The organism is Dickeya chrysanthemi NCPPB 402, assembly GCF_000406105.1.
Taxonomy (GTDB): domain Bacteria; phylum Pseudomonadota; class Gammaproteobacteria; order Enterobacterales; family Enterobacteriaceae; genus Dickeya; species Dickeya chrysanthemi.
Window position 1 is genome coordinate 2,328,996 of record NZ_CM001974.1, and the last position, 20,645, is coordinate 2,349,640.

A 20,645-nucleotide genomic window follows, 5' to 3' on the forward strand; every position below is an offset into this window, starting at 1 on the left:
TCATTATGGGGGAAGAAGAATGCTAGTTCAGGCCGAGACTGTCACGTAAAATCTGCAAACGCTCCAGATCACCGTCGCGGGCGGCCTGCTGTAACGAACGGGTAGGCGCATGAATCAAGCGGTTGGTCAGGCGGTGCGTCAGTTCCTGCACGATAGCATCGACATCACCGCCGTTCTGTATTGCAGCCAATGCTCTGGCCGTCATATCTTCGCGCAGGCGGTCCGCCTGGGAACGATAATCGCGGATAGTCTCTACCGCCGACTGCGACCGCAACCATGCCATGAATTCCGAGCACTCCTGCTGCACGATGGATTCAGCCTGAATCGCCGCCGCCTTGCGCTGCGCCAGATTGTGCTGAATGATTGCGTGCAGGTCATCCACGCTATACAGGTAAATATTGGGTAACCGCCCGACTTCCGGCTCGATGTCACGCGGCACGGCGATATCCACCATCAGCATCGGCTGGTTGCGGCGTGCTTTCATTGTGCGCTCCATCATCCCTTTACCGATAATCGGCAACGTGCTGGCCGTGGAACTGATGACGATATCCGCCTGCGGCAGATGGGCATCCAGCTCCGAAAGCGTAATCACCTCGGCACCCACCTCTTCAGCCAGCACCTGCGCGCGTTCGCGCGTTCTGTTGGCAATCACCATACGCTTCACACGGTGCTCGCGCAGATGACGCGCCACCAGTTCGATGGTTTCGCCGGCACCGACCAACAGCACGTTGACGTCAGCCAGCGATTCGAAAATTTGCCGCGCCAGCGTACAGGCGGCGAACGCTACCGACACCGCACTGGCGCCGATATCCGTTTCGGTTCGCACCCGCTTGGCGACGGTAAACGACTTCTGGAACAGGCGCTCCAGATCGCCTGACAACGAACGCTCACGCTGAGAATCCGCAAACGCTTTTTTGACTTGCCCCAGAATCTGCGGCTCGCCCAACACCAGCGAATCCAGCCCGCTGGCAACACGCATCAGATGGCTGACCGCCGCGTTGCCTTCATGCCAGTAGAGATTTTTGCGGATTTCATCAGGATTGAGGCGGTGATAATCACACAACCAGGCGATTAACTGCTCATGCCGATTGTCCTGTTCTTCCACACTGAGGTAGAGCTCGGTGCGGTTACAGGTGGAAAGCAACACGCCGCCCTGAACCAATGGTTGCTGTAACAGACTGTGCAGCGCCTGCCCCTGCCTGTCCGGCGAGAACGCGACGCGCTCCCGCAGAGAGACTGGTGCCGTTTTATGATTGATACCAAGCGCAAGCAGGGTCATGGTCTACAGAGTAATCCCGGTGTTAGTATGGGTTTCATCTGAGGGGCATTCTACTTGAAGCCTGCGGGCAAGAAAAGTAACCCCGATTGAACGCGCTCACGCTATTAACGCCTTGTTGGACAATAGCGCAAGGATTGACGCTGCCGGTCAACCCCGCTAGCGTGACGCCTTGTTATGAACCCATGATGCTAGTAACAGGATCTTTTCGACATGCCCAATAAACCCACCCGCGCCTTACGGTTACTGCCTTTGGCGAGTGTGTTACTGACAGCCTGTACTCTGACTCAGCCCTCCCTGCCGGGTAAAAAACCGACCTCTCCCGAGTGGCGCGAGCACGAGCAAAAAGTACAAAACTTGACCACGTATCAGACTCGCGGTTCGTTCGCCTATATTTCCGATAGGAAAAAACTGTACGCCCGGTTCTTCTGGCAACAACCCTCGCCACAGCGCTACCGTTTGCTGCTCAGCAACCCGTTAGGCGGCACCGAGCTGGAACTGCAGGTCAGCCCTGATTTGGTGCAGATTACCGACAATCAGGGCAAACGCTACATGGGGAAAGACGCGCAGCACATGGTTCAGCAACTCACCGGTATGGCGATTCCGCTCGACAATTTACGCCAGTGGATGCTCGGCTTGCCGGGCGACGCGCAGGATTTCACGCTGGATGATCGTGCCCTGCTGCGCAGCGTGAACTATCAACAAGGCGACCAGCACTGGAATGTGTCCTATCTCTCTTATATCGAAGGCGCATTGCCGCTGCCGCAGAATCTGGAGCTGACGCAGGGCGAGCAACGTATCAAACTGAAAATGGACAACTGGACAACGCAATAAATCATGGCGACTGCATGCAACCGCTGGCCCTCCCCGGCCAAGCTGAACCTGTTTTTGTATATCACCGGTCGCCGGCCAGACGGTTACCATAACCTGCAAACGTTGTTTCAGTTCCTGGATTATGGCGACACCCTGACCATCACGCCGCGCCGGGATCAACGGATCGTCTTGCTGACACCATTACCCGGCGTTCCCGATGAGCAAAATCTGGCCATTCGCGCCGCCCGTCTGTTGCAGGAGTGGTGTCGCGAATCCGGGCTGCCGTTTGCCGGCGCCGACATCGGCATCGACAAACGTCTGCCGATGGGCGGTGGTCTGGGCGGCGGTTCGTCCAACGCCGCCACCGTGCTGGTGGCGCTAAACCAGTTGTGGCACAGCCAGGTCCCCGTCGACGCCCTGGCCGCACTGGGCCTCAAACTGGGCGCGGATGTGCCGGTGTTTGTGCGGGGTCACGCGGCGTTCGCCGAAGGCGTGGGAGAGCGGTTGACGCCGGTCTCGCCGCCGGAAAAATGGTATCTGGTGGTGCATCCCGGCGTCAGCATTCCCACCCCGCTTATCTTTGCCGATCCGGATTTGACGCGTGACACACCGGCACGCCCACTGTCACAATTACTGACACAAACTTTCAGCAACGATTGTGAAGCCGTCGCAAGAAAACGTTTTCGTAAGGTTGAAGAGCGACTTTTATGGCTGTTAGAATACGCACCGTCGCGCCTGACCGGCACCGGCGCTTGCGTGTTTGCCGAATTCGACACCGAGTCCGCCGCTCGTCAGGTGTTAGACCGGGCCCCGGAAGGCTTACAGGGTTTTGTTGCGCGTGGAGTGAACGTGTCTCCGTTGCAACAACGGCTTTCCGGGCGATTTAAGGGTTGCTAAAACACCACCGCCGACCGTGGTGCTCTAACGATCTTTTCCATACACCCGTATGTATATCCTGCTTGCGGTACGACACACGGCATTCCGCAGGCGGATATTTCTCTGGACGCAAGCTTGAGGTTCTTCTCGTGCCTGATATGAAGCTTTTTGCTGGTAACGCTACGCCGGAACTAGCACAACGTATTGCCAACCGTTTGTACACCAGTCTGGGCGACGCTGCTGTTGGTCGTTTTAGCGACGGCGAAGTCAGCGTACAAATCAACGAAAATGTACGCGGTGGTGATATTTTCATCATCCAATCGACCTGTGCTCCCACCAACGACAACCTGATGGAGCTGGTCGTTATGGTTGATGCCCTGCGCCGCGCTTCCGCAGGACGTATTACCGCAGTCATCCCCTATTTCGGCTACGCCCGTCAGGATCGCCGTGTGCGTTCCGCCCGTGTACCGATTACCGCCAAAGTCGTGGCTGATTTTCTCTCCAGCGTCGGTGTTGACCGTGTCCTGACGGTGGACCTGCATGCCGAACAGATTCAGGGGTTCTTCGACGTACCGGTAGACAACGTGTTCGGCAGCCCGATCCTGCTGGAAGACATGTTGCAGCAGAATCTGGATAACCCGATTGTGGTTTCCCCGGATATCGGCGGCGTGGTTCGCGCCCGTGCCATCGCCAAGCTGTTAAACGACACCGATATGGCAATCATCGACAAACGCCGCCCGCGCGCCAACGTTTCTCAGGTGATGCATATCATCGGTGACGTGGCAGGCCGCGATTGCGTGCTGGTCGATGACATGATCGATACCGGCGGCACCTTGTGTAAGGCCGCGGAAGCGCTGAAAGAACGTGGCGCCAAACGTGTCTTCGCTTATGCCACCCACCCGATTTTCTCCGGCAACGCTTACGAGAACATCAAGAACTCCGTGATTGATGAAGTGATTGTCTGCGATACCATTCCACTGTCGGAAAACATTAAATCGCTGCCGAATGTACGCACGTTGACGTTATCTGGCATGCTGGCTGAAGCCATCCGCCGTATCAGCAACGAAGAATCTATTTCTGCGATGTTCGAGCACTAATCGATATTTCGGCTGTAATGACAATGACTGCGCCACCGAATAATTATTAATTCGGTGGCGTTTTTATTGGTAGCGAAATATATACCCTAAATAATTCGGGTTGCAGAAAGGCCACAATAGAGTGAATGCCGATGAGCTTATTCGTGTGAACGACAACTCTGCAGGGTTCAGCGTTGAACCCAGCTCGCTGTGACCCTGAAAAAACGAGCCATGGGATGGGCCGAGTAATACAGCCATCCCACCGGCGACTTGAATATGACGGGTATAAACAGACCAATACCCTCGACACCCTTTTCCAGCCGATATTTATTGTATCGCTTCGGCTACAGGCTTATGGATTCCGATGCCGTTCACGGCAGCAGCGTTTATCAAAATGCTTCAGCCACCAATACCTGTCCGCCACGGCTTCACGCCCGCTAATACGCGCACCGGCCAGCCATAAAATGGCGCCGACAAAAATAGCCAGTAATTCCACATAATAAAGAGAGCCAGGCAAGTTTAATTCAGGCAGTTGATTAGCAACCGAATAGGCTATTCCGGCAACCATCAGCAACATACCTAATCCCATAAATCCGTTGCCCACCCTCACAGCATTCCTATGTTTCATATTTCGCCTCCAGAAATATCCAGTGGAAATAACTAAAATCTTGCTGCGTATTTTTCTGATTTATTCACAGTATAAGCAGCACTTTCCGATAGGGTTGCGTGAAGGATCACATGTTGGTGATCAACTTGCCCTGCGTTACACTAACGCCTTTGCCGATTATCCTGATGCGTCGGTGCCTGAGTGCCGCAAACGTATCGCCTATTCGTCTCAAATAATGAGTGGTATCAAATTGTGAGTGGTATCAAATTGTGAGTGGTATCAAATTAATTGTAGGTCTGGCGAACCCCGGCGCGGAATACGCCGCCACCCGTCATAACGCCGGCGCCTGGTACGTTGACCGCCTGGCGGAAGCCTATCGGCAACCGCTGAAAGAAGAGAGTAAATTTTTCGGCTATACCGCACGCCTGTCGCTGGCGGGTAACGATGTGCGCCTGCTGGTGCCTACAACATTCATGAATCTCAGCGGTAAAGCCGTTGCGGCGATGGCAACCTTCTATCGCATCCAGCCCGATGAAATTCTGGTGGCGCACGACGAACTTGACCTGCCGCCCGGCGTCGCCAAACTGAAACTCGGCGGTGGTCACGGCGGCCACAACGGGCTGAAAGATATCGTCAGCAAACTCGGCAACAATCCCAATTTTCACCGTTTACGCATCGGCATCGGCCATCCGGGCGATAAAAACAAAGTGGTGGGATTCGTACTCGGTAAACCGCCCGCCAGCGAACAGACCCTGATCGATCAAGCCATCGATGAATCGTTGCGCTGTACGGATATCCTGATGAAAGAAGACATGATTAAAGCCATGAACCACCTGCATGCTTTCAAAGCGTCATGATTGACGATCGGCGGATCGAGTTCATGCCACATTATGTGTATAATTGGCATCAAGACTGATTTTTTCCATTCTGACAGGCTTTTTTCAGCAAAGCCTGATGATTAGTGATTTTTAAGGTGACATAAACATGGGATTTAAATGCGGTATCGTTGGGCTGCCTAATGTGGGTAAATCCACGCTGTTCAACGCGCTGACCAAAGCCGGTATCGAAGCGGCCAACTTTCCGTTTTGTACTATCGAACCCAACACCGGCGTAGTGCCGATGCCGGACCCGCGCCTCGACCAGTTGGCCGAGATCGTCAAGCCGCAGCGTACCGTCCCCACCACCATGGAATTCGTGGATATCGCCGGGTTGGTGAAAGGCGCCTCCAAAGGCGAAGGCCTGGGCAACCAGTTCCTGACCAACATCCGTGAAACCGAAGCTATCGGCCATGTGGTGCGTTGCTTTGAAAACGACAACATCATTCACGTTTCGGGCAAGGTCAACCCTGCCGATGATATTGATACCATCAACACTGAGCTGGCGTTGTCGGATCTGGACACCTGTGAGCGCGCGTTGCATCGCGTACAGAAGAAAGCCAAAGGTGGCGATAAAGATGCAAAAGTTGAACAAGCCGCGCTGGAAAAATGCCTGCCGCAGTTGGAAAACGCCGGTATGCTGCGCGCGCTGGATCTCAGCGCGGAAGAGAAAGCGGCGATCCGCTATCTCAGCTTCCTGACGCTGAAACCGACCATGTACATCGCCAACGTTAATGAAGACGGCTTCGAGAACAACCCTTATCTGGATCAGGTTCGCGAAATCGCAGCTAAAGAAGGTTCCGTGGTCGTGCCGGTATGTGCCGCCGTTGAATCTGACATTGCCGAACTTGATGATGAAGAGCGCGATGAGTTCATGGCGGAGCTGGGTCTGGAAGAGCCAGGCTTAAACCGCGTAATCCGCGCGGGTTATGAATTGCTGAACCTGCAAACCTACTTCACCGCTGGAGTAAAAGAAGTCCGCGCCTGGACCATCCCGGTCGGTGCCACGGCGCCGCAGGCGGCCGGTAAAATTCACACCGACTTCGAGAAAGGCTTTATCCGCGCCCAGACCATCGCCTTTGACGATTTCATCACGTACAAAGGTGAACAAGGCGCCAAAGAAGCCGGCAAAATGCGTTCAGAAGGGAAAGAATATATCGTTAAAGACGGCGATATTATGAATTTCTTGTTTAACGTCTAAATAAAATGTGTTGTCTCATGAGGTTTCATCGAATCTCATGAAAGCTACAAAAACCTATAAAATCCACGCAGTTGCGTGGATTTTTTTCATGGCGTCTCAGTTGATGCCGTGAAGGCGCAACGGCAAATCCAGCATGTTTGATGGTGTTGGCTTATTAGCGCTGATTTTGTGGGGATATCGGATATCTCAGCGCAAGCGCGGGGGTTTTATGCATAATGTCTCGCCTCTGTTCCTCCGCCAACCAGCAGTCTTGAACTGCTAACCGGCTATTCGCCTTTACCTAAAACGACAATTCCCGAATCAACACCGCCCTCACCCGTTGCCACAGGCGCGCGAGTGGGCTTTGCGCCTCCCCTTGCAAGGTCACGGTTCCCGTCAGCACCTGCGCCGGTGCCGCGCTGTCCGGCGCGACTGCCAGTACCACACGGTATACCGCTTGTTCCGGCGGTAGTTTCTGTTGTCTATCGTTTAACGTCGCTACCGGCCCGCCATACAGCGACGCCAGTTCCGCCAGCGGGCGCATATCGTGCAGCGCGGTGCGTTCGATATCCGTCACCGTCACCGCGACGCCGGCGCGTGAGGCGTCGCGTGGGTAGAACGTGCCGCTATCGCCTGCGCGCAAACGCCGCCAGTCCTGTTCAGACACCAGCGCTTCCACCAGCCCGCCGCGCGGGCCGGTCAGGGTGCCTAACCACTCCCCTTGCGCCAGCCAGTCTCCCGCCGAGAGTGGCGTCATCAGGTCCGCCATCACACCGTCAAACGGCGCGCGCACAAGCAATGCCTGTTGTTGTTGATCCAGCACCTGGTAGCGCTGGCTGGCGGCTTCGCGTTCCTGGCGAATACGCTGGTGTTCCTGTGCCGCACGGTGGTTCAGCAGTTGATACTCTTGTTGCCAGGCGAGCGTTTTCAGTTGCAGCGCCAACTGCTGGCGTTGATGCGCCTCGCTATCCGCCTGCAAGGTAAACAATATCTGCCCTTGCTTCACCGCGTCTCCCGGTTGTACCGCCATCTGCTGCACACGCCCGGCCAGCGGCATATAGAAACTGTGTTGTTGATCTGCGCGCAGCAACGCCGGCGCATACACCGTGCGTTGCCACGGCAGCAGCAGCGCCGACAGCGCCAGCGTGACGGCACAGAGGGTGATCGTCAGATGACGATTCATACGGTAATCCTTACGTCGTTTGGTCCATTCACGCAGTTCGTTCCAGACCGGCAACAGTACAAACCAGCCAATTTCGACCGCGAACAGCAACATTCCCAGCAACTTAAACGCCATGTGATAAACCAGCAGCGCAATGCCGGTAAACAGAAACAGGCGATACACCCAGGTTGCGAAAGAGTACGCCAGCAGCGTGCGTTGCAACCAGCGCGGCCAGCACTCCGGCGGCGGTGAGCCCAGCCCGAACAACCACTCGCGCAGTTTCCAGCGTGCCAGCGCAAAGGCGCGGGGTTGCAGGTTCGGTACGCCAAGCACATCAGACAGCAGGAAATAGCCGTCAAAGCGCATCAACGGGCTGAGGTTAATCAGCAACGTCATGATCCAGGTGGTGGTGGCGAGCATAAACGCCGCACTGCGCCACATGCCGTCAGGCAGGAAGCTCCAGGCGAGCGTCGCCCAGGCGGCCAGCGCCAGTTCCACCAGCATACCGGCCGCCCCAATCGCCAGGCGTGGCTGACGGCGCGGTAATTTCCACGACGCCGACGTGTCGGTATAGAGCACCGGCATCAACACCAGAAACGCCACCCCCAGCGTAGAGACGCGCGCGCCATAGCGGGTACAGGTGAACGCATGACCGAGTTCGTGCAGACATTTGGTGAACACCAGCGTCGCCCCGGCCAGCAGTGCGCCTTCCAGCGTGAAGAAGTGCAAAAAGGTGTGCAGAAACGTTTGCCACTGGCGGCTGGCGAACACCAGCCCGCTGATGCCGGCCGCCAGCGTCGCCAGCCAAAAGGGGCGGCGATAAAAAAACGCTACCCAGGGCAACATACGCTGCAATCCACGATGCGGATGGAATAATGGAATACGTAAAAACAGATAGTTATGCAGTAACCAACGCCACCAGACGTGCCTGGCCTGCGTTTTCTGGCGCATGAAGTCGCGCAGCGCGGCATCGCCATCGGCGCGCGTCAGAGCGTGCTGCTGAAGAAAATGGCTGAAGCCGTCCACGTCCGCCTCGTTAATCTCCAGCGGCATCTGGCGATTGACGTCAGCAATCAATCGCTGCCGGTCGCCGACCGACCAACGCGACAACAGCGCCATCTCCAGCCAGCCGAGGCGGAAAAAGCGCCCGCGTAGCGGATCTTCCAGCGTCCAACTGGGTGAACCATCCCAGTTGGCAGGCCCGCGATGCAGGATCAACTCCTCGCGTAACGGCAGCAGGCGGTTCGCCTGTGACTCCGGCATGGCCATGCTTCCCTACACTCCCAGCCAGACGCGCAGCGCTGACCACGGTTTACGCAACAGCCAGGCAATCAGCACGGTGCGTTCGCCATAAATCTTAGCGCTGCCTTTAAGGCCAATTTGCACCAGCGCCTCCTGTTGCTGAAAACGCGCACGCAGCTTGTACGCCATCATGTTGTCCGGCGTTAATGTCGCCCGGTAACCGATCTGTTGCAGTTCCGCTGGCTGCGATCTATCCGGCGCGACATTCAGGAACAGCCGCACCTCTGCGCCGGGCGACAACGCAATGGCGTCCGCCGCAGGCAACAGGATTTCAAGCTCGCTTTCCTGCGGGTCCGCTACTTGCATAATGCGCTCCCCGACTGAAACCGGGCGCCCCAGCAGATCGCTGACGTCATCAAAAATAGCCACGCCGTCGCGCGGGGCGCTGAGTTCAGTACGCGCCAGTTGCGCTTGCAGGAAGGCCATCTCCGCACGCCCCTGTTCACGGCGGCTGGCCAGTACCGCCAGTTGCGCTTTGGCATCGGCGTCGCTCAGCGCCAACTGCTGCGCCTGACGATACTCGGCGTCACGGGCGGCGAATTGCTGACGCGCACTCTCCAGTTGGTTTTGCAACTCACGGGAATCGAGGCGCAGCAGCACTTGTCCGCGAGTCACCGGCTGATTAGGACGCGCTACAATCTCGTCGATCACCCCCGCCAGCGGGGCGCGCACCAGCGCCGGGCGATGCGCCACCACTTCAGCCGGGGCAATCACCGACTGGCGCACCGGGATCAACATGATGGCGACCAGCAATGCCAGCCCCGCCATGACCCAACGGCGGTTAGGGCGCGGACGACGCAGGCGGCGGCTGGCGGTCAGGCTGCGCCAGGCGTGGCCGTAAGCGCCTGCCAGTTCGTTTAGCAGCCGTAATTCGTTCTCTTGCCACGGCGAGTCGCGCAGCAGCAGCAGCGCCAGATCATCCGCGCCCGCCAGCGGCAACCACAGGCCATGCGGCGGCAGGTACTCCTGCCATAGCGCCCTGTCCCCGGCATCAAGCTGGTCGGCGTCCAGCCGCTGCGGTTGCCGGTATTGCCGCCACTGTCGGCACCAGCGCACCATTTCACGGCACAACGGCGCATGGCTATCCAGCGTAACGAGACCGGAAGCGGCGCGCAGCAAGTCGCCGTCTCCCTGCCACAACAGCGCCTGACGGTATGGCAGCAGGCGATGGGTTTCATTGACCATAAAGAACGCCAGTTCGTCAGCGCTCTCCTGCTCACGTGCGCGCGCCTGCAAACGCAGCAGTTCGCCAAGCAGGCGCAGGCGCGCGTCATTATCCGGCGGAGGCGAATTACTGTGCATGATTAACCGCGTCGTCCTGAAGGGGGTTGTCCGGTGCCGCCGGCGCGCTGAAATGCGCCACGCCGCTCATCCCCGGCAACAAGCCGTCGTCGTGACCGGCGATTTGCCCAAACACTTTAACCGACTGGCTCACCGCATCGACCGATGAAGAAAGGCGGGAGATTTTCGCCGGGTAGCGCTGCCCGGTTTCATCCAGCGCCACGCTAAACGGCGTATCGGCGCGCAACCAGCGCAGCCAGCGCGACGGCACAATCATCTCCAGTTCAAAGGCGCTGTCGTCGTAAAGCGACAGCAACGGCTTGCCTTCCGGCACCGTTTCCCAGTTACGCACCAGCGTTTCGGTCACGCGTCCGGAAAACGGCGCTTTGATGTCGCAGCGCTCCAGCATGGCGCGGTTTACGCCGCTTTCGGCCAGCGCCATGCTCACTGCCGAACGCGCCTGTTCCACATCAGAGACGCTGATCGAGTTCAGCTTGTCGAGGCGGTTGGCAATCTCCAGTTTTTTGCGCGCCGCCTGTTCGCTGGCGCTGGCGTAATTCAGTTTCTCTTTTAGCACCGCACAGTCAAAACTCAGCAGTACCTGCCCCTGCTTAACGCGGTCGCCCTCTTTGACGGCCAGATGGGTGATGCGTGCCGTAATACCGCTGGAAAGCGTGGTCTGGCGCACCGCGCTCAGTTGCACGCGCACCGGTTCTTGCTGCGCCGACTGCGCCAGCGCACGGTCGGCAAAGACCATCATCAGCGCCAGCAGCAGCGGTTTGGCAACCCTGCATCGCTTCATTGCACGCCTCCGGAAAGCGAGTTCAGGCTGTTCCAGTTATCGGATGATACCTGATACGGCTGTGGTTTCGCGGCCGCCGGTAGCGGTTTCACCGGTGCCGTGTCGGCAAGCGGAGTGCCGTTCAGCGCAGCAGCGTTCGGTACAACAGCGTTCGGTACAACAGCGTTCGGTACAACAGACTGCACGGCGCTGACCTGACGAACGGGTGCCGTCGGCACGCTCTGTGTCGGCGCGGGCGGTGTGGAGGCAGGGAGTGTCGGCAGCGTCACCGCACCGCTTTCAATCTGCTGGTTGGCGCGGGCAATGGTGTTGCTCAGCGCGGCCAGACTGATATCGCCGACGCGATCCGGCAACATATCCAGACCGGACGCCTGATATACGCTGCCCAGCGCATTCTGCATTGCCGCATAGCTGCGGTCACGGGCGCGGGTGGTGAGGATAGTTTCGGTGCTGACGCGCACCTGCTCCATTTGCGTCGCCGCCTGATTGTGGTAGTTGAGCGCGGTCTGGCGATAAATTCCCTGTTGAATACGCGCCAGTTCCTGATAACGGTTAAACATCTGCACGCTGCTCTGGTACTCCTGCCAGGCGATGTTAACCTGCGCCAGCACGGCCATACGCATCGCCTGACGGCGGGTTTCCGCCAGCGCCTGTGCTGATTCACCGGCGCGTTTTACCGACGACCAGGCGAAGACATTCAACAGGTTGCCGCTGACCTGCATCCCGGCGCTGGCCCAACTGTGGTTGACCAGATAGCTGTTGCTGTCGCCGTTGATACCGGCAAACAGGTTAACGCCCGGCAACAGACGCAGCAGCGAACGGCGGGTTTCCAGCACGGCGTTGCGCGCCTGGTAGCTTTCTTCACGAATTTCCGGGCGGCGCACCATCGAGACATTTTCCAGCTCGCCCAGCGTATAACGCATTTTCGGTGTATTCAGGCTGTTCTCGTCCGGCACCACCAGGCTGAAGTCGCTGGCGGGCGGCAGGTTCATCAACGCGGCCAGACGCGATTTCGCCAGCGCCAAATCGCTGTCGACCACCTCCAATTGACGCACCATTTCCAGCATGTTTTTCTGGAAGCGCAGCGCTTCCACCGGTGCCAGCAGGCGTTCGCGCTCGGTCTGACGCGCATACTCCAGCGACTGACGCGCCTCACTCAGGGCGCGGGTCACTTCCGGTTTCAGGCGTTGCGCGGTCGCCGCTTCCCAGTAGGCCGTGCGGACCTGCCGGGTAATATCCGCCACCACTTTGCGGCGGCGTTCTTCAGCGGCGAGGGTTTTGTTCGCCTGCATACGTGCATTCACATAGCTAATGCCGAAGTCGAGCACGTTCCAGCTCAGGGTTAAATCACCGTTGCGCGAGTTTTGATCCTGACTGGTCGATGCCTCCAGAGACTGTCGTCCGGTGGTAATCGACTGGCTGCTGGACGCGGCGACATTATCGCGGGTTTGTAATCCGGCGCGCGCCGCCAGTTTCGGCAGCATATCCAGCCGCGCCACGTCGTGCAGGTCGTCTTCCATCGCCTGTTCCATCAACGCCACGCGCTGCGACAAGTTGTATTTCAGCGCGCGGGCAATCGCTTCATCCAGCGTGATAGTGCCGCGTACCGGTTCCTGATCGGCGAACATCCGGCTGCGATCGCTCATCGCTTGCGCCACCTGCTCCTGCGCCGTCATCGGTTCCGGCGCCACCGCGCACCCGGCCAGCAAGGCGCAGGCCAGCGCAATCGACAGGCTAAGCCGACGCGGCGCGCTAATGGCCCCCATCGGGGAAACGTGTGTCGGGGTCAATCCCATCGTTTTGAATGTCGTCATGTTGAATGTCGTCATGTTTAAAAAGTGTTATCCCTGTTAATCGCGCGCCAGTGCGGTCAGCGCCTGAAGCAAATCGTCACTGTCGCCGCGCAGCGCGGCCAGCGAGTGTGAAAGACCCGGATTAAAGGCCGGTGCATCGGCTGGCGTAGCACGCGGCGTCACGGCAGCGGCATCGCCCGCCGCCACCGCGCGTTCAGTCGCGCTTTCCGTTATGGTTGTTGCCGAGGTATCCGCGGTGGTGCCGTTCACCTCGGCGGTGGTGAGCAGGCGGCCATCACGCAGCGTCAGCACCAGTGCCGGCGCGCCATCGGCACGCTGCAAACGCAGTTGAATCTGTCCGCTACGCGCCGCATCGGCACTGATGATGCGCAGTTCGCCCTGCCGGGCGTCGAACTGAATCCATGTCGGTAATGGTCGCCCGTTCGCCAGTTGCGCCGCGACAAAACCGACGCCGGCCTGCAACCCCTGCGGCAGGCGGAACACCAACCGGCCGTCGCCGTTGTCCTGCCAGACGCCGGACCAGGCGGTGGTGCGCGTCAGTCGTTCGCCGTCGGCTGAAGCTACGGCGACGCTCAGCCGTTCCAGCGGCGGCATCAGGTTCGTCATCACCGGCGCCAGCGCCCACGGTGCCTCCTGATAATTCAGTGCGCCGCTGGCCAGCACTGCGCCACCGGTGGCGGCAACGGTGTTATACGCGACGCCATCCGGCGTATCGGCAGGTGCGCCGGAGACGCCCGGTATCGCGTCGGGACGCAACGGCGACGCCTCCATCGGCAAGAAACGCTCGTCGTCGCGGCTTGCCTGTCCGGTAAACGCCGCGGTCAGCGGCAGAATCACCGGATCTGGGCCGTTACTGTTATTGTTATTGCTATTGGTATCGCCGTTATCGTTATTGCTGCCGGCGTTGCCGTCCGTCGGGGGCGGGGTTATGTTCAGCACTAGCTGACGGCTGGTGCCGGCGCCCCAGATGTCGGTGGCGGTAATCACCAGGCTATAACGGCCAACGGCCAGGTTGCCGCTCAGCGTATGGTTATCCGCATCAAAACGCAGACCGTCCGGCAGACCGGTTACCTGCCAATTCAGCGCGTCGCCCTCGGCATCGTTAAACAGGCTGTCCGCCAGCGTGATGTTTACCGGTTCGCCGACCGTCCGCGTGAAGGTGGTGTCGCCCTCGCCCGCCTGCGGCGCAGTATTAACCCGAAGCGACAACGTGCGACCGGCACTGGCGCTATCACCGTCGGTCACGGTGATGGTCAGGGTGTAAAGTCCGGCGGTGTCGGCGACGCCGCTGAGGGTGCGGCTGGCGGCGTCAAAGCGGTAACCGGCGGGCAACCCGCTGATGGCCCAGTTCAGATTGTCGCCGTCGGCATCGCTGAACAGACCCGCCGGCAACGTCAGACTGATCGGCGCGCCGACGGTGGCGATGATCGGCTGGAGAGCGCCGTCGCTCGCCTGCGGCGCATGGTTGATGGTCAGGCTGCGTTGCCAGTCGCCGCTGGTCAGTTGGCCGTCGCTGGCGCTGACCGACAGCGTAACCGGGTTGGCGGTGTCGAGGTTGGTATTGCTGTAAGTCAGGCTGGCGAGCACATTATTGGCGGTGGCGGTGGTAACGCCATCAGCAAAGGTGATGCTCAGCACGCCGCCCTGCTGGGTGAAGCGACCGACGACGACCCCGTTATCCCGCAGTTGGCCGTCATCGCCGAAGGTAAGCCGGCTGTCTGCACGCAAGGCAAAACGGCCCAGCCCGCTGCTATCTTTCACCGTAATGCCGGCACCGCCGTAGTTGCCCAGTCCGTTGTTCAGGACATCCAGCCCTTGATCAGACAGGACAAGCCCGCCGGTAAAGGCGAGGTCGGCGCCGCTGCCAACGGTGTAGCGCAGTTCATCGGACGCCGGAATAAAACTAACGATCTGGCTGCCGCTGACAAGCAGCGCCCCATCGCGGGTGGCTTGAATGGCGGTGGCGCCGCTGAGCGCCGCATAGTCGGCGCTGCGGTAGGTGTTCGCAAGCGAGAGCACGCCCGCGCTGCTGATGCGGTAGACCTGTACGTCGCCATCGTTGTGCAATACATACAGTGGGTCCTGCGCCGGAGACAGCGTCAGCGCATTGACTGCGCCGATATTCTCCAGCGTATCGACGTGCAGCAGTTTGCCGGTGGTGTGGTTGAAAGCGTAAATATTGAGATTGCCGCCGTTAACCACATAGATTTGGCTGCCATCATCACTGACGGTGATCCGGGTCGGCGCGCGGAGATCCATGATGGCGCCGCTGGCATCAGCTTCGCCGTCATGCAGCACGCTGACAAATGCCAGTGTGCCGTCTGACTGGCGTTGATAGACAATCAGTGAATTCGGGAACTGACCGGAAACCGGATCGGTAATCACGTAGAGATAGTCGCCTTTGGCCGTCAGCGCCACTGGCGAGAACAGACGCGGCTCTTCCCAGGCATCATAGCCAATCTCCTGTAACACGTTCAGCGTGCCGCTGGTGACGTCGCGGCTGAACACCTTGATTCCGAAGGCGGAATCAAGCGCATAAACGGTAGCGCCATCGGCCGAGACCTGCACCCCGGAAACACCCCATACTTCATAACTGCCTTGCAATGTCGGTTGACCGTCACGGGTTAGGCTGAAGACCGACAACGTGTCGCCGCCCGCAACCAGCATCATCAGGCCATCATCGGTCAGGGTAATGCTGCCGATAGCGCCCAGACCGGTGGCGATATTGCTCACCCAGCTCAGTTTCCCCGTCGCCGGATCACGGCTAAACAGCGCGATCATGCCGCTACCGTCGGTGACATACAGGGTGGTGCCGTCGGCCGAGAGCATCGAGTGCGTTATCGCCCCCAGCCCGCTGACGGCGCTCAGGCTGTCGGCCTGTTCCAGCAGATTGTTTTCCGGCGCCGTCAGCCGCGGCGGCATATTTTCCGCCTGCAAGGTAATGGTAGAGCGGATATCCAGCGTGCTGTTGTCGTTGCCGCCCTGCGCCGTACCGCCGCTGTCGCGTACCTGGGTTAGCGTTACCTGCCGCGTGCCGCTATGCGCATCGCTGTTGCCGTAAGCGATGCCCTCCACCAGCGTTTGCGCCGCAGTGCTGGTCATGCCGTTAAGGCTGGAAATCGATACCGTCGCCACGCCATCCGTGACCGAGACGTTAATCACCAGGCTATTGTTGGTGATCACGCGCACGCCGTCTGCCAGCGTGACCGTTTTACCGTCGATCACCAGATAGTCGTTTTCACCACGCACTAGCCCGGCAACGGTCAGCGTCAAACCGAGGATGTTCTGGCCGGGTTCAACGGTGTCGATAACGGTGTTGCTAAATACCTTTACGGTGGTGGTGTTATCGCGCCAGGTCGGGTTGGTGCTCTGGCTGTTGAGGGTCGGCGCGTCATTAACCGGGGTAACGTTTACCGTTATCAACTGATCGGTGGTGACGTATTGATCACGGAAACTCACCACCATGTTCAGGCTGGCCGGTGGGGTGTGGCTGGTACTCCGCCAACTGATCTGATGCAGTACCTGCCTGGCGACGGCACGGGTGACATCGGCAGTGAAGGTGACGGTCAGTCGCCCGTCGGTCTGCGTGACGGTGGCAATCGCCGTGCCGTTCAGCGCAATCACACCGTTATTCAGGGTCAGGCCGTTGCCTTCCGCCAGGCTGTAAGTGTCATCGGCACTGGCGCTGCCCTCGCGTGCGATGATGATGCTCGCACCGTTATAGTTGCCGGCACCATTGTTCAGCCGGTCATAATCCATATCGGACAGTACTATCTGACTGGCCAGTTGGGTACGGCTTCCTTCCGTCCAGTCGGCCTGAACGAGCCCGGCGTCGCCGCTAAACAGGCGTAAGCCGGTTGAATAGTAACGCGAGCCGCCATAAATCGATTTGCCATCCGCGGAGGTGACCACCACCAACATGGCACCAGCACCGTTTAACGAGGAGCGCAGCGTCAGGTTGCCCTGCTCGCCCACCTGGTAAACCGCAAACCGACCGCTGTTACTGCCCACATATAACGCAGAACCATCGGCGGACAGCGTGGCGGACATCGGGAAGACGTTGCCTATTTCACTGGAAATATTGCGCGACGACACCAGACTGACACGGTTACTGCCCGCATCATAATGCAGCACCGTCAGATAGTTACTGTTGCCGGTCACCACGTAGATGTAACCCTCGGAGACCGCCATCGATATCACGATGCCCGCGTTTAGCCCGCCGCTTGCCGCAAGCGTACCCACGCTGGTGCCGACGCCATGGTTATCGGTCCAGGTCAGTGCCGTACCGGAACGCGATAACGTCCCTTGTGCGCTCAATACGCCATTGCCGTCAACGGCGTAGACAGACAAATTGCCGCTGCCGCCCAACACATAAACCTGGTTCTGATCGACCGAGATCGACTGCGCGTTACTCAGCCCGGTAAAGCTTTGCTGTGCAGTTAACATCCCCTGAGTATCGCGGCTGTAGCGATACAAGCCGGTGGCCGTCATGGCGTAGACGCTGTTACCGTCGCCGGCGATCGCCACTTTCACCACCGGGGCGCTGACCAGCTCGCTATCAATCAGCGTTAATGCGCCGTCAGCGCCGATACTGAATGCCTGCAATACCGCGTTGTTTTGACTGTTGCTGCCGGAAAGATACAGGGTGTTGCCATCGGCGGAGAACGCCACGGCGGTCATGCCCCGCAGGCCATCGATTTCAATCCCGTTATTGTCGTTACCATCATTGCTGGTGCCCTGGGTGTAAGACTTTAACAGCGTCAGCTCACCACTACGGCTATCACGGCTATACAAATTGACGTAAATCGTCCCGGTGTAGTTAGCGCCGGTGCCGCCCACCACCGCCAGCATCCCGCCGTCTGCCGACAGCGCGATATTGTCGACATAATAGCTGTAGCCGCTCAGACCACCCTGACTGGTATAGCTCAGAGAACTGGCGTCCGGTTGCAGTACCGGCGCGCGATTCGCGGCTTCATCCGCGGTAATCACCCGCAAGGTGACGGATAATGTGGTGGTTGCGTTTGACGCATCGGTCACCGTAATGGTGACCGCGCCATTACTCAGCGCCGTGGCGGTGCCGCTAATGGTCAACGTGTCGGCATCGAAACGCAGCCCCGCCGGCAGCCCGCTGACCTGCCAGCGCAGATTGTCGCCATAGATACTGTCGGCATCATGGAACATGCCGGCATCCAGCGTCAGGCTATAGGTTTCGTTAATCACCGCCGAGGTAAAGGCCGTCGGCGCGGTTGCACTCGCCGCCGGCGCACGGTTGTCAATCTGATTCACCGTCAGTTCCAGCGTGGTGCTGGCGCTTGCGCCCGAGGTATCCGTCACGGTGATGGTCAGGGTTCTCGTGCCGGTGACGGTAGTTGAGCCGGAGAGGGTGCGGGTTTCGGGATCAAAACGCAGTCCGTCCGGCAACCCGGTGACCGACCAGTTGAGGTTATCGCCGTTGGCATCGTTAAACAGCGCAGGCAAGGTGACGCGGTAAGCCGTCTCCGACGTCGCGACAGGCAAGGTATAGCTGCCCGCCACGCCGTCATTACGCACCGGCCCCTGGTTGACTCGCACGGCAACCGTCTGCGGCTGACTGTTCAGTTCGCCATCATTCACCACCACCGTCAGCGTCACCCGTGCGCTACTGACGCCGGTGCTGGCCCACAGTATCTGATGCAATACCGGATTTGCCGTAGCGGTGCTGACATCGGCGGTAAAACTGAGGGTTACGCGGTTGCCGTTGGTGACAAAACCGCCAATCACGGTATCGTTTAACAGTAACTGGTTGCCATTGACGCTGAGCCCGTTAGCGGCCTGAAACGTAAACTGGTTATTGCTGCCCTCACTGGCGGTAATGGTAATCGTGGTGCCAGCGTAGTTGCCTGCTCCGCTGTTGAGTACATCGGCATTGCTGTCTGCCAGCGTCAGCGTTTCCGTCACGGCAATCGCATCCGCTCCGACGGTATACGTCAGCTCAGAACTGTAACGCTCGATGCTGTTACCGCCCACCACCAGTAATGACGCATCGGAAACCGCCAGCGCCAGGCTGCCGCCGGTGCTCTGGCGGGCGATTTCTGTCAGTGCGCCGTCGCTGCCAATGTTATAGCGATACAGCGTGCCGTCGCGGGTGCTGACGAACAGTTGCCGGTTGTCGGCGCTGATGGCGATCGCCTCAGCGGATGCCACAATGCGGCTGTCTATTTGCGTCAGTTTAGCGCCGTCGAAACGCCAGGTGATGAGCGTACCGTCTTCGGTATTCAGCGAGTAAACCTGGCTGCCGTCGCGGCTGGCGGCTAGTCGGAAAGGCGCGGTGAAGTTCCAGTCAGACGCCACCGTGGTGTTATCGACCAGAACCAGCGTGGTCACGCCATCCACGGTGGTGCGCCTTAGCACCGAAATGGACTGAAAATCACCGCTCGGAATCATCGTAAACAGGTAGTCGCCCGCCACCGCTATGCCGGCGGAACGGTCGGCATTGCCGGTAAAGCGTGAATCTTCAACCGGTGTCAGCGTACCGTCACTGGCAATGTCATACACATAAATGCCGTTCCACTGCGAACTGATATAGAGATTTCTGCCATCGCCACTGAGAATGGCATTAACGGATGTATCGCCGATGCCATCGGTGCTGGTCAGGCTGACGGAACCATCGCTGGCGCGGCTCAGTGTCATCACTTCGCTGCCATACAGCAGATATACTGCTTTATCGCCAACGACGATGCCGTTAATCACTGCGGGTTGGTATGCATCAGGATCGGGTTCGGGGATCAGCCCGGTAAGGGACTGGACTTTGTTCAGCCCGCCGGTATCGGACACCGCATACACCAGCAGCGTGCCTTTGCTGCCGGCGATATAGGCAAAGCGGCCATCGCGGGAATAACCTACCGCCGCCCCGCTATCGGCCAACGCGGCCACCGTCAGATCGTCACGCAAGGCCAGATCGGCGGTATGGTCGAGGGTCGGCGCGAGGTTTTTGTTGTTCTCCACCTGCAGGCGGGCGCTGATATCAAGCTCGCTGCTGTCGCCATCAACATCCGCAATGCTTTTCAGCGTCACCGTCACCTCGCCGTTGGCGACGTTGCTGTCGAGCGCACGATAGTTGATGCCGTTAATCAGTGTTTCCACCGCATCCGGCGTCGTCGCCGTGTCGCCGTTGGCCAGAAACAGCGTAATGGTGGTGTTGCCGTCGGCGACATCGACATTATAGGTATAGTGACTGGTGCGGGTTTCCTGCATCTCGGACGTGGTGGTCAGCGCAATCGCGGTGCCATCAATCATCAGCGCCTGATTGCTCCCGGTGGTGCCGACGGTGATCACCAGTCTGGTGATTTCATTCCCGGCGTTATCGGTGGAGACATCGGCGTTGCTGAACAGCGGCACGTCTGCGCCGAGCCCGCCGTTTTTATCAATGGCATAGACCGCGCCGCTAACCGGAGTGGCGGTGGCGTCTGGCGCGGCGGCGTTGAGCTGGGCGTTGGCTACCTCAATGGCGGTAGCGCCGGCGGCGGCATCAAACATCATGCGCGGTTCCAGCGCCAGCGTCTGGCTCCAGGCAGGACGGGGGAATGATTTTTGCATAACTTC

The 20,645-nt window shown here is 59.0% G+C and carries 13 protein-coding genes; 6 read left to right on the top strand and 7 right to left on the bottom strand.

The genetic code is table 11. The features are described 5' to 3' along the window. Positions 1-22: 22 nt before the first annotated feature. A complete protein-coding gene (gene hemA, locus DCH402_RS10400) occupies positions 23-1,279 on the bottom strand; it encodes a glutamyl-tRNA reductase (RefSeq protein ID WP_040001018.1) in 1,257 nt (418 codons plus the stop codon). A gap of 210 nt (positions 1,280-1,489) precedes the next feature. Here hemA and lolB point away from each other — a divergent pair, with 210 nt between their 5' ends. From lolB to prs, 3 genes are all read left to right on the top strand, one after another. Continuing rightward, on the top strand, positions 1,490-2,110 hold the full coding sequence (gene lolB / locus DCH402_RS10405; protein WP_040001019.1) for a lipoprotein insertase outer membrane protein LolB: 621 nt from the start codon (positions 1,490-1,492) through the stop codon (positions 2,108-2,110). 3 nt (positions 2,111-2,113) lie between these two features. Beyond that, entirely contained in the window at positions 2,114-2,986 is an 873-nt protein-coding gene (gene ispE / locus DCH402_RS10410; RefSeq protein WP_040001020.1) for a 4-(cytidine 5'-diphospho)-2-C-methyl-D-erythritol kinase, read from the top strand. A 128-nt stretch (positions 2,987-3,114) separates the two neighbouring features. Continuing rightward, positions 3,115-4,062 carry a ribose-phosphate diphosphokinase gene (prs, locus tag DCH402_RS10415; protein WP_012769780.1) on the top strand — a complete coding sequence of 316 codons (948 nt, stop codon included), beginning with the start codon at positions 3,115-3,117 and terminating at the stop codon, positions 4,060-4,062. A 331-nt stretch (positions 4,063-4,393) separates the two neighbouring features. Here the strand turns inward: prs and ychH are convergent, their stop codons facing one another. Next, entirely contained in the window at positions 4,394-4,669 is a 276-nt protein-coding gene (gene ychH, locus DCH402_RS10420) for a stress-induced protein YchH (RefSeq protein ID WP_040001024.1), read from the bottom strand. Positions 4,670-4,691: 22 nt separating this feature from the next. Here ychH and DCH402_RS10425 point away from each other — a divergent pair, with 22 nt between their 5' ends. The 3 genes from DCH402_RS10425 (at position 4,692) to ychF (ending at position 6,724) form a co-directional block, all read left to right on the top strand. Beyond that, positions 4,692-4,904, top strand: a complete 213-nt coding sequence (locus tag DCH402_RS10425) for a hypothetical protein (protein ID WP_040001025.1) — start codon at positions 4,692-4,694, stop codon at positions 4,902-4,904. 13 nt (positions 4,905-4,917) lie between these two features. Next, entirely contained in the window at positions 4,918-5,505 is a 588-nt protein-coding gene (gene pth / locus DCH402_RS10430) for an aminoacyl-tRNA hydrolase (RefSeq protein WP_040001026.1), read from the top strand. A gap of 127 nt (positions 5,506-5,632) precedes the next feature. Beyond that, complete coding sequence (ychF, locus tag DCH402_RS10435; protein WP_012769775.1) at positions 5,633-6,724, top strand: redox-regulated ATPase YchF; 1,092 nt, start codon at positions 5,633-5,635, stop codon at positions 6,722-6,724. A 280-nt stretch (positions 6,725-7,004) separates the two neighbouring features. Here the strand turns inward: ychF and DCH402_RS10440 are convergent, their stop codons facing one another. Genes DCH402_RS10440 through DCH402_RS10460 form a run of 5 tightly spaced genes read right to left on the bottom strand, consistent with a single transcriptional unit; the run spans position 7,005 to position 20,639 of the window. Continuing rightward, positions 7,005-9,134, bottom strand: a complete 2,130-nt coding sequence (locus tag DCH402_RS10440) for an HlyD family efflux transporter periplasmic adaptor subunit (protein ID WP_050583292.1) — start codon at positions 9,132-9,134, stop codon at positions 7,005-7,007. Positions 9,135-9,140: 6 nt separating this feature from the next. Further along, entirely contained in the window at positions 9,141-10,469 is a 1,329-nt protein-coding gene (locus tag DCH402_RS10445; protein ID WP_040001027.1) for an efflux RND transporter periplasmic adaptor subunit, read from the bottom strand. Continuing rightward, on the bottom strand, positions 10,459-11,250 hold the full coding sequence (locus DCH402_RS10450) for an efflux RND transporter periplasmic adaptor subunit (protein ID WP_040001028.1): 792 nt from the start codon (positions 11,248-11,250) through the stop codon (positions 10,459-10,461). The genes DCH402_RS10445 and DCH402_RS10450 overlap by 11 nt, the downstream gene beginning before the upstream one ends. After that, the gene (locus tag DCH402_RS10455; protein WP_050583364.1) at positions 11,247-13,046 is read right to left on the bottom strand and encodes a TolC family protein; all 1,800 of its coding nucleotides are present in this window, start codon (positions 13,044-13,046) and stop codon (positions 11,247-11,249) included. Before DCH402_RS10455 ends, DCH402_RS10450 begins: the two co-directional genes overlap by 4 nt. A 54-nt stretch (positions 13,047-13,100) precedes the next feature. Beyond that, the gene (locus DCH402_RS10460) at positions 13,101-20,639 is read right to left on the bottom strand and encodes a putative Ig domain-containing protein (RefSeq protein ID WP_152486914.1); all 7,539 of its coding nucleotides are present in this window, start codon (positions 20,637-20,639) and stop codon (positions 13,101-13,103) included. Between the last annotated feature and the right edge of the window lie 6 nt (positions 20,640-20,645).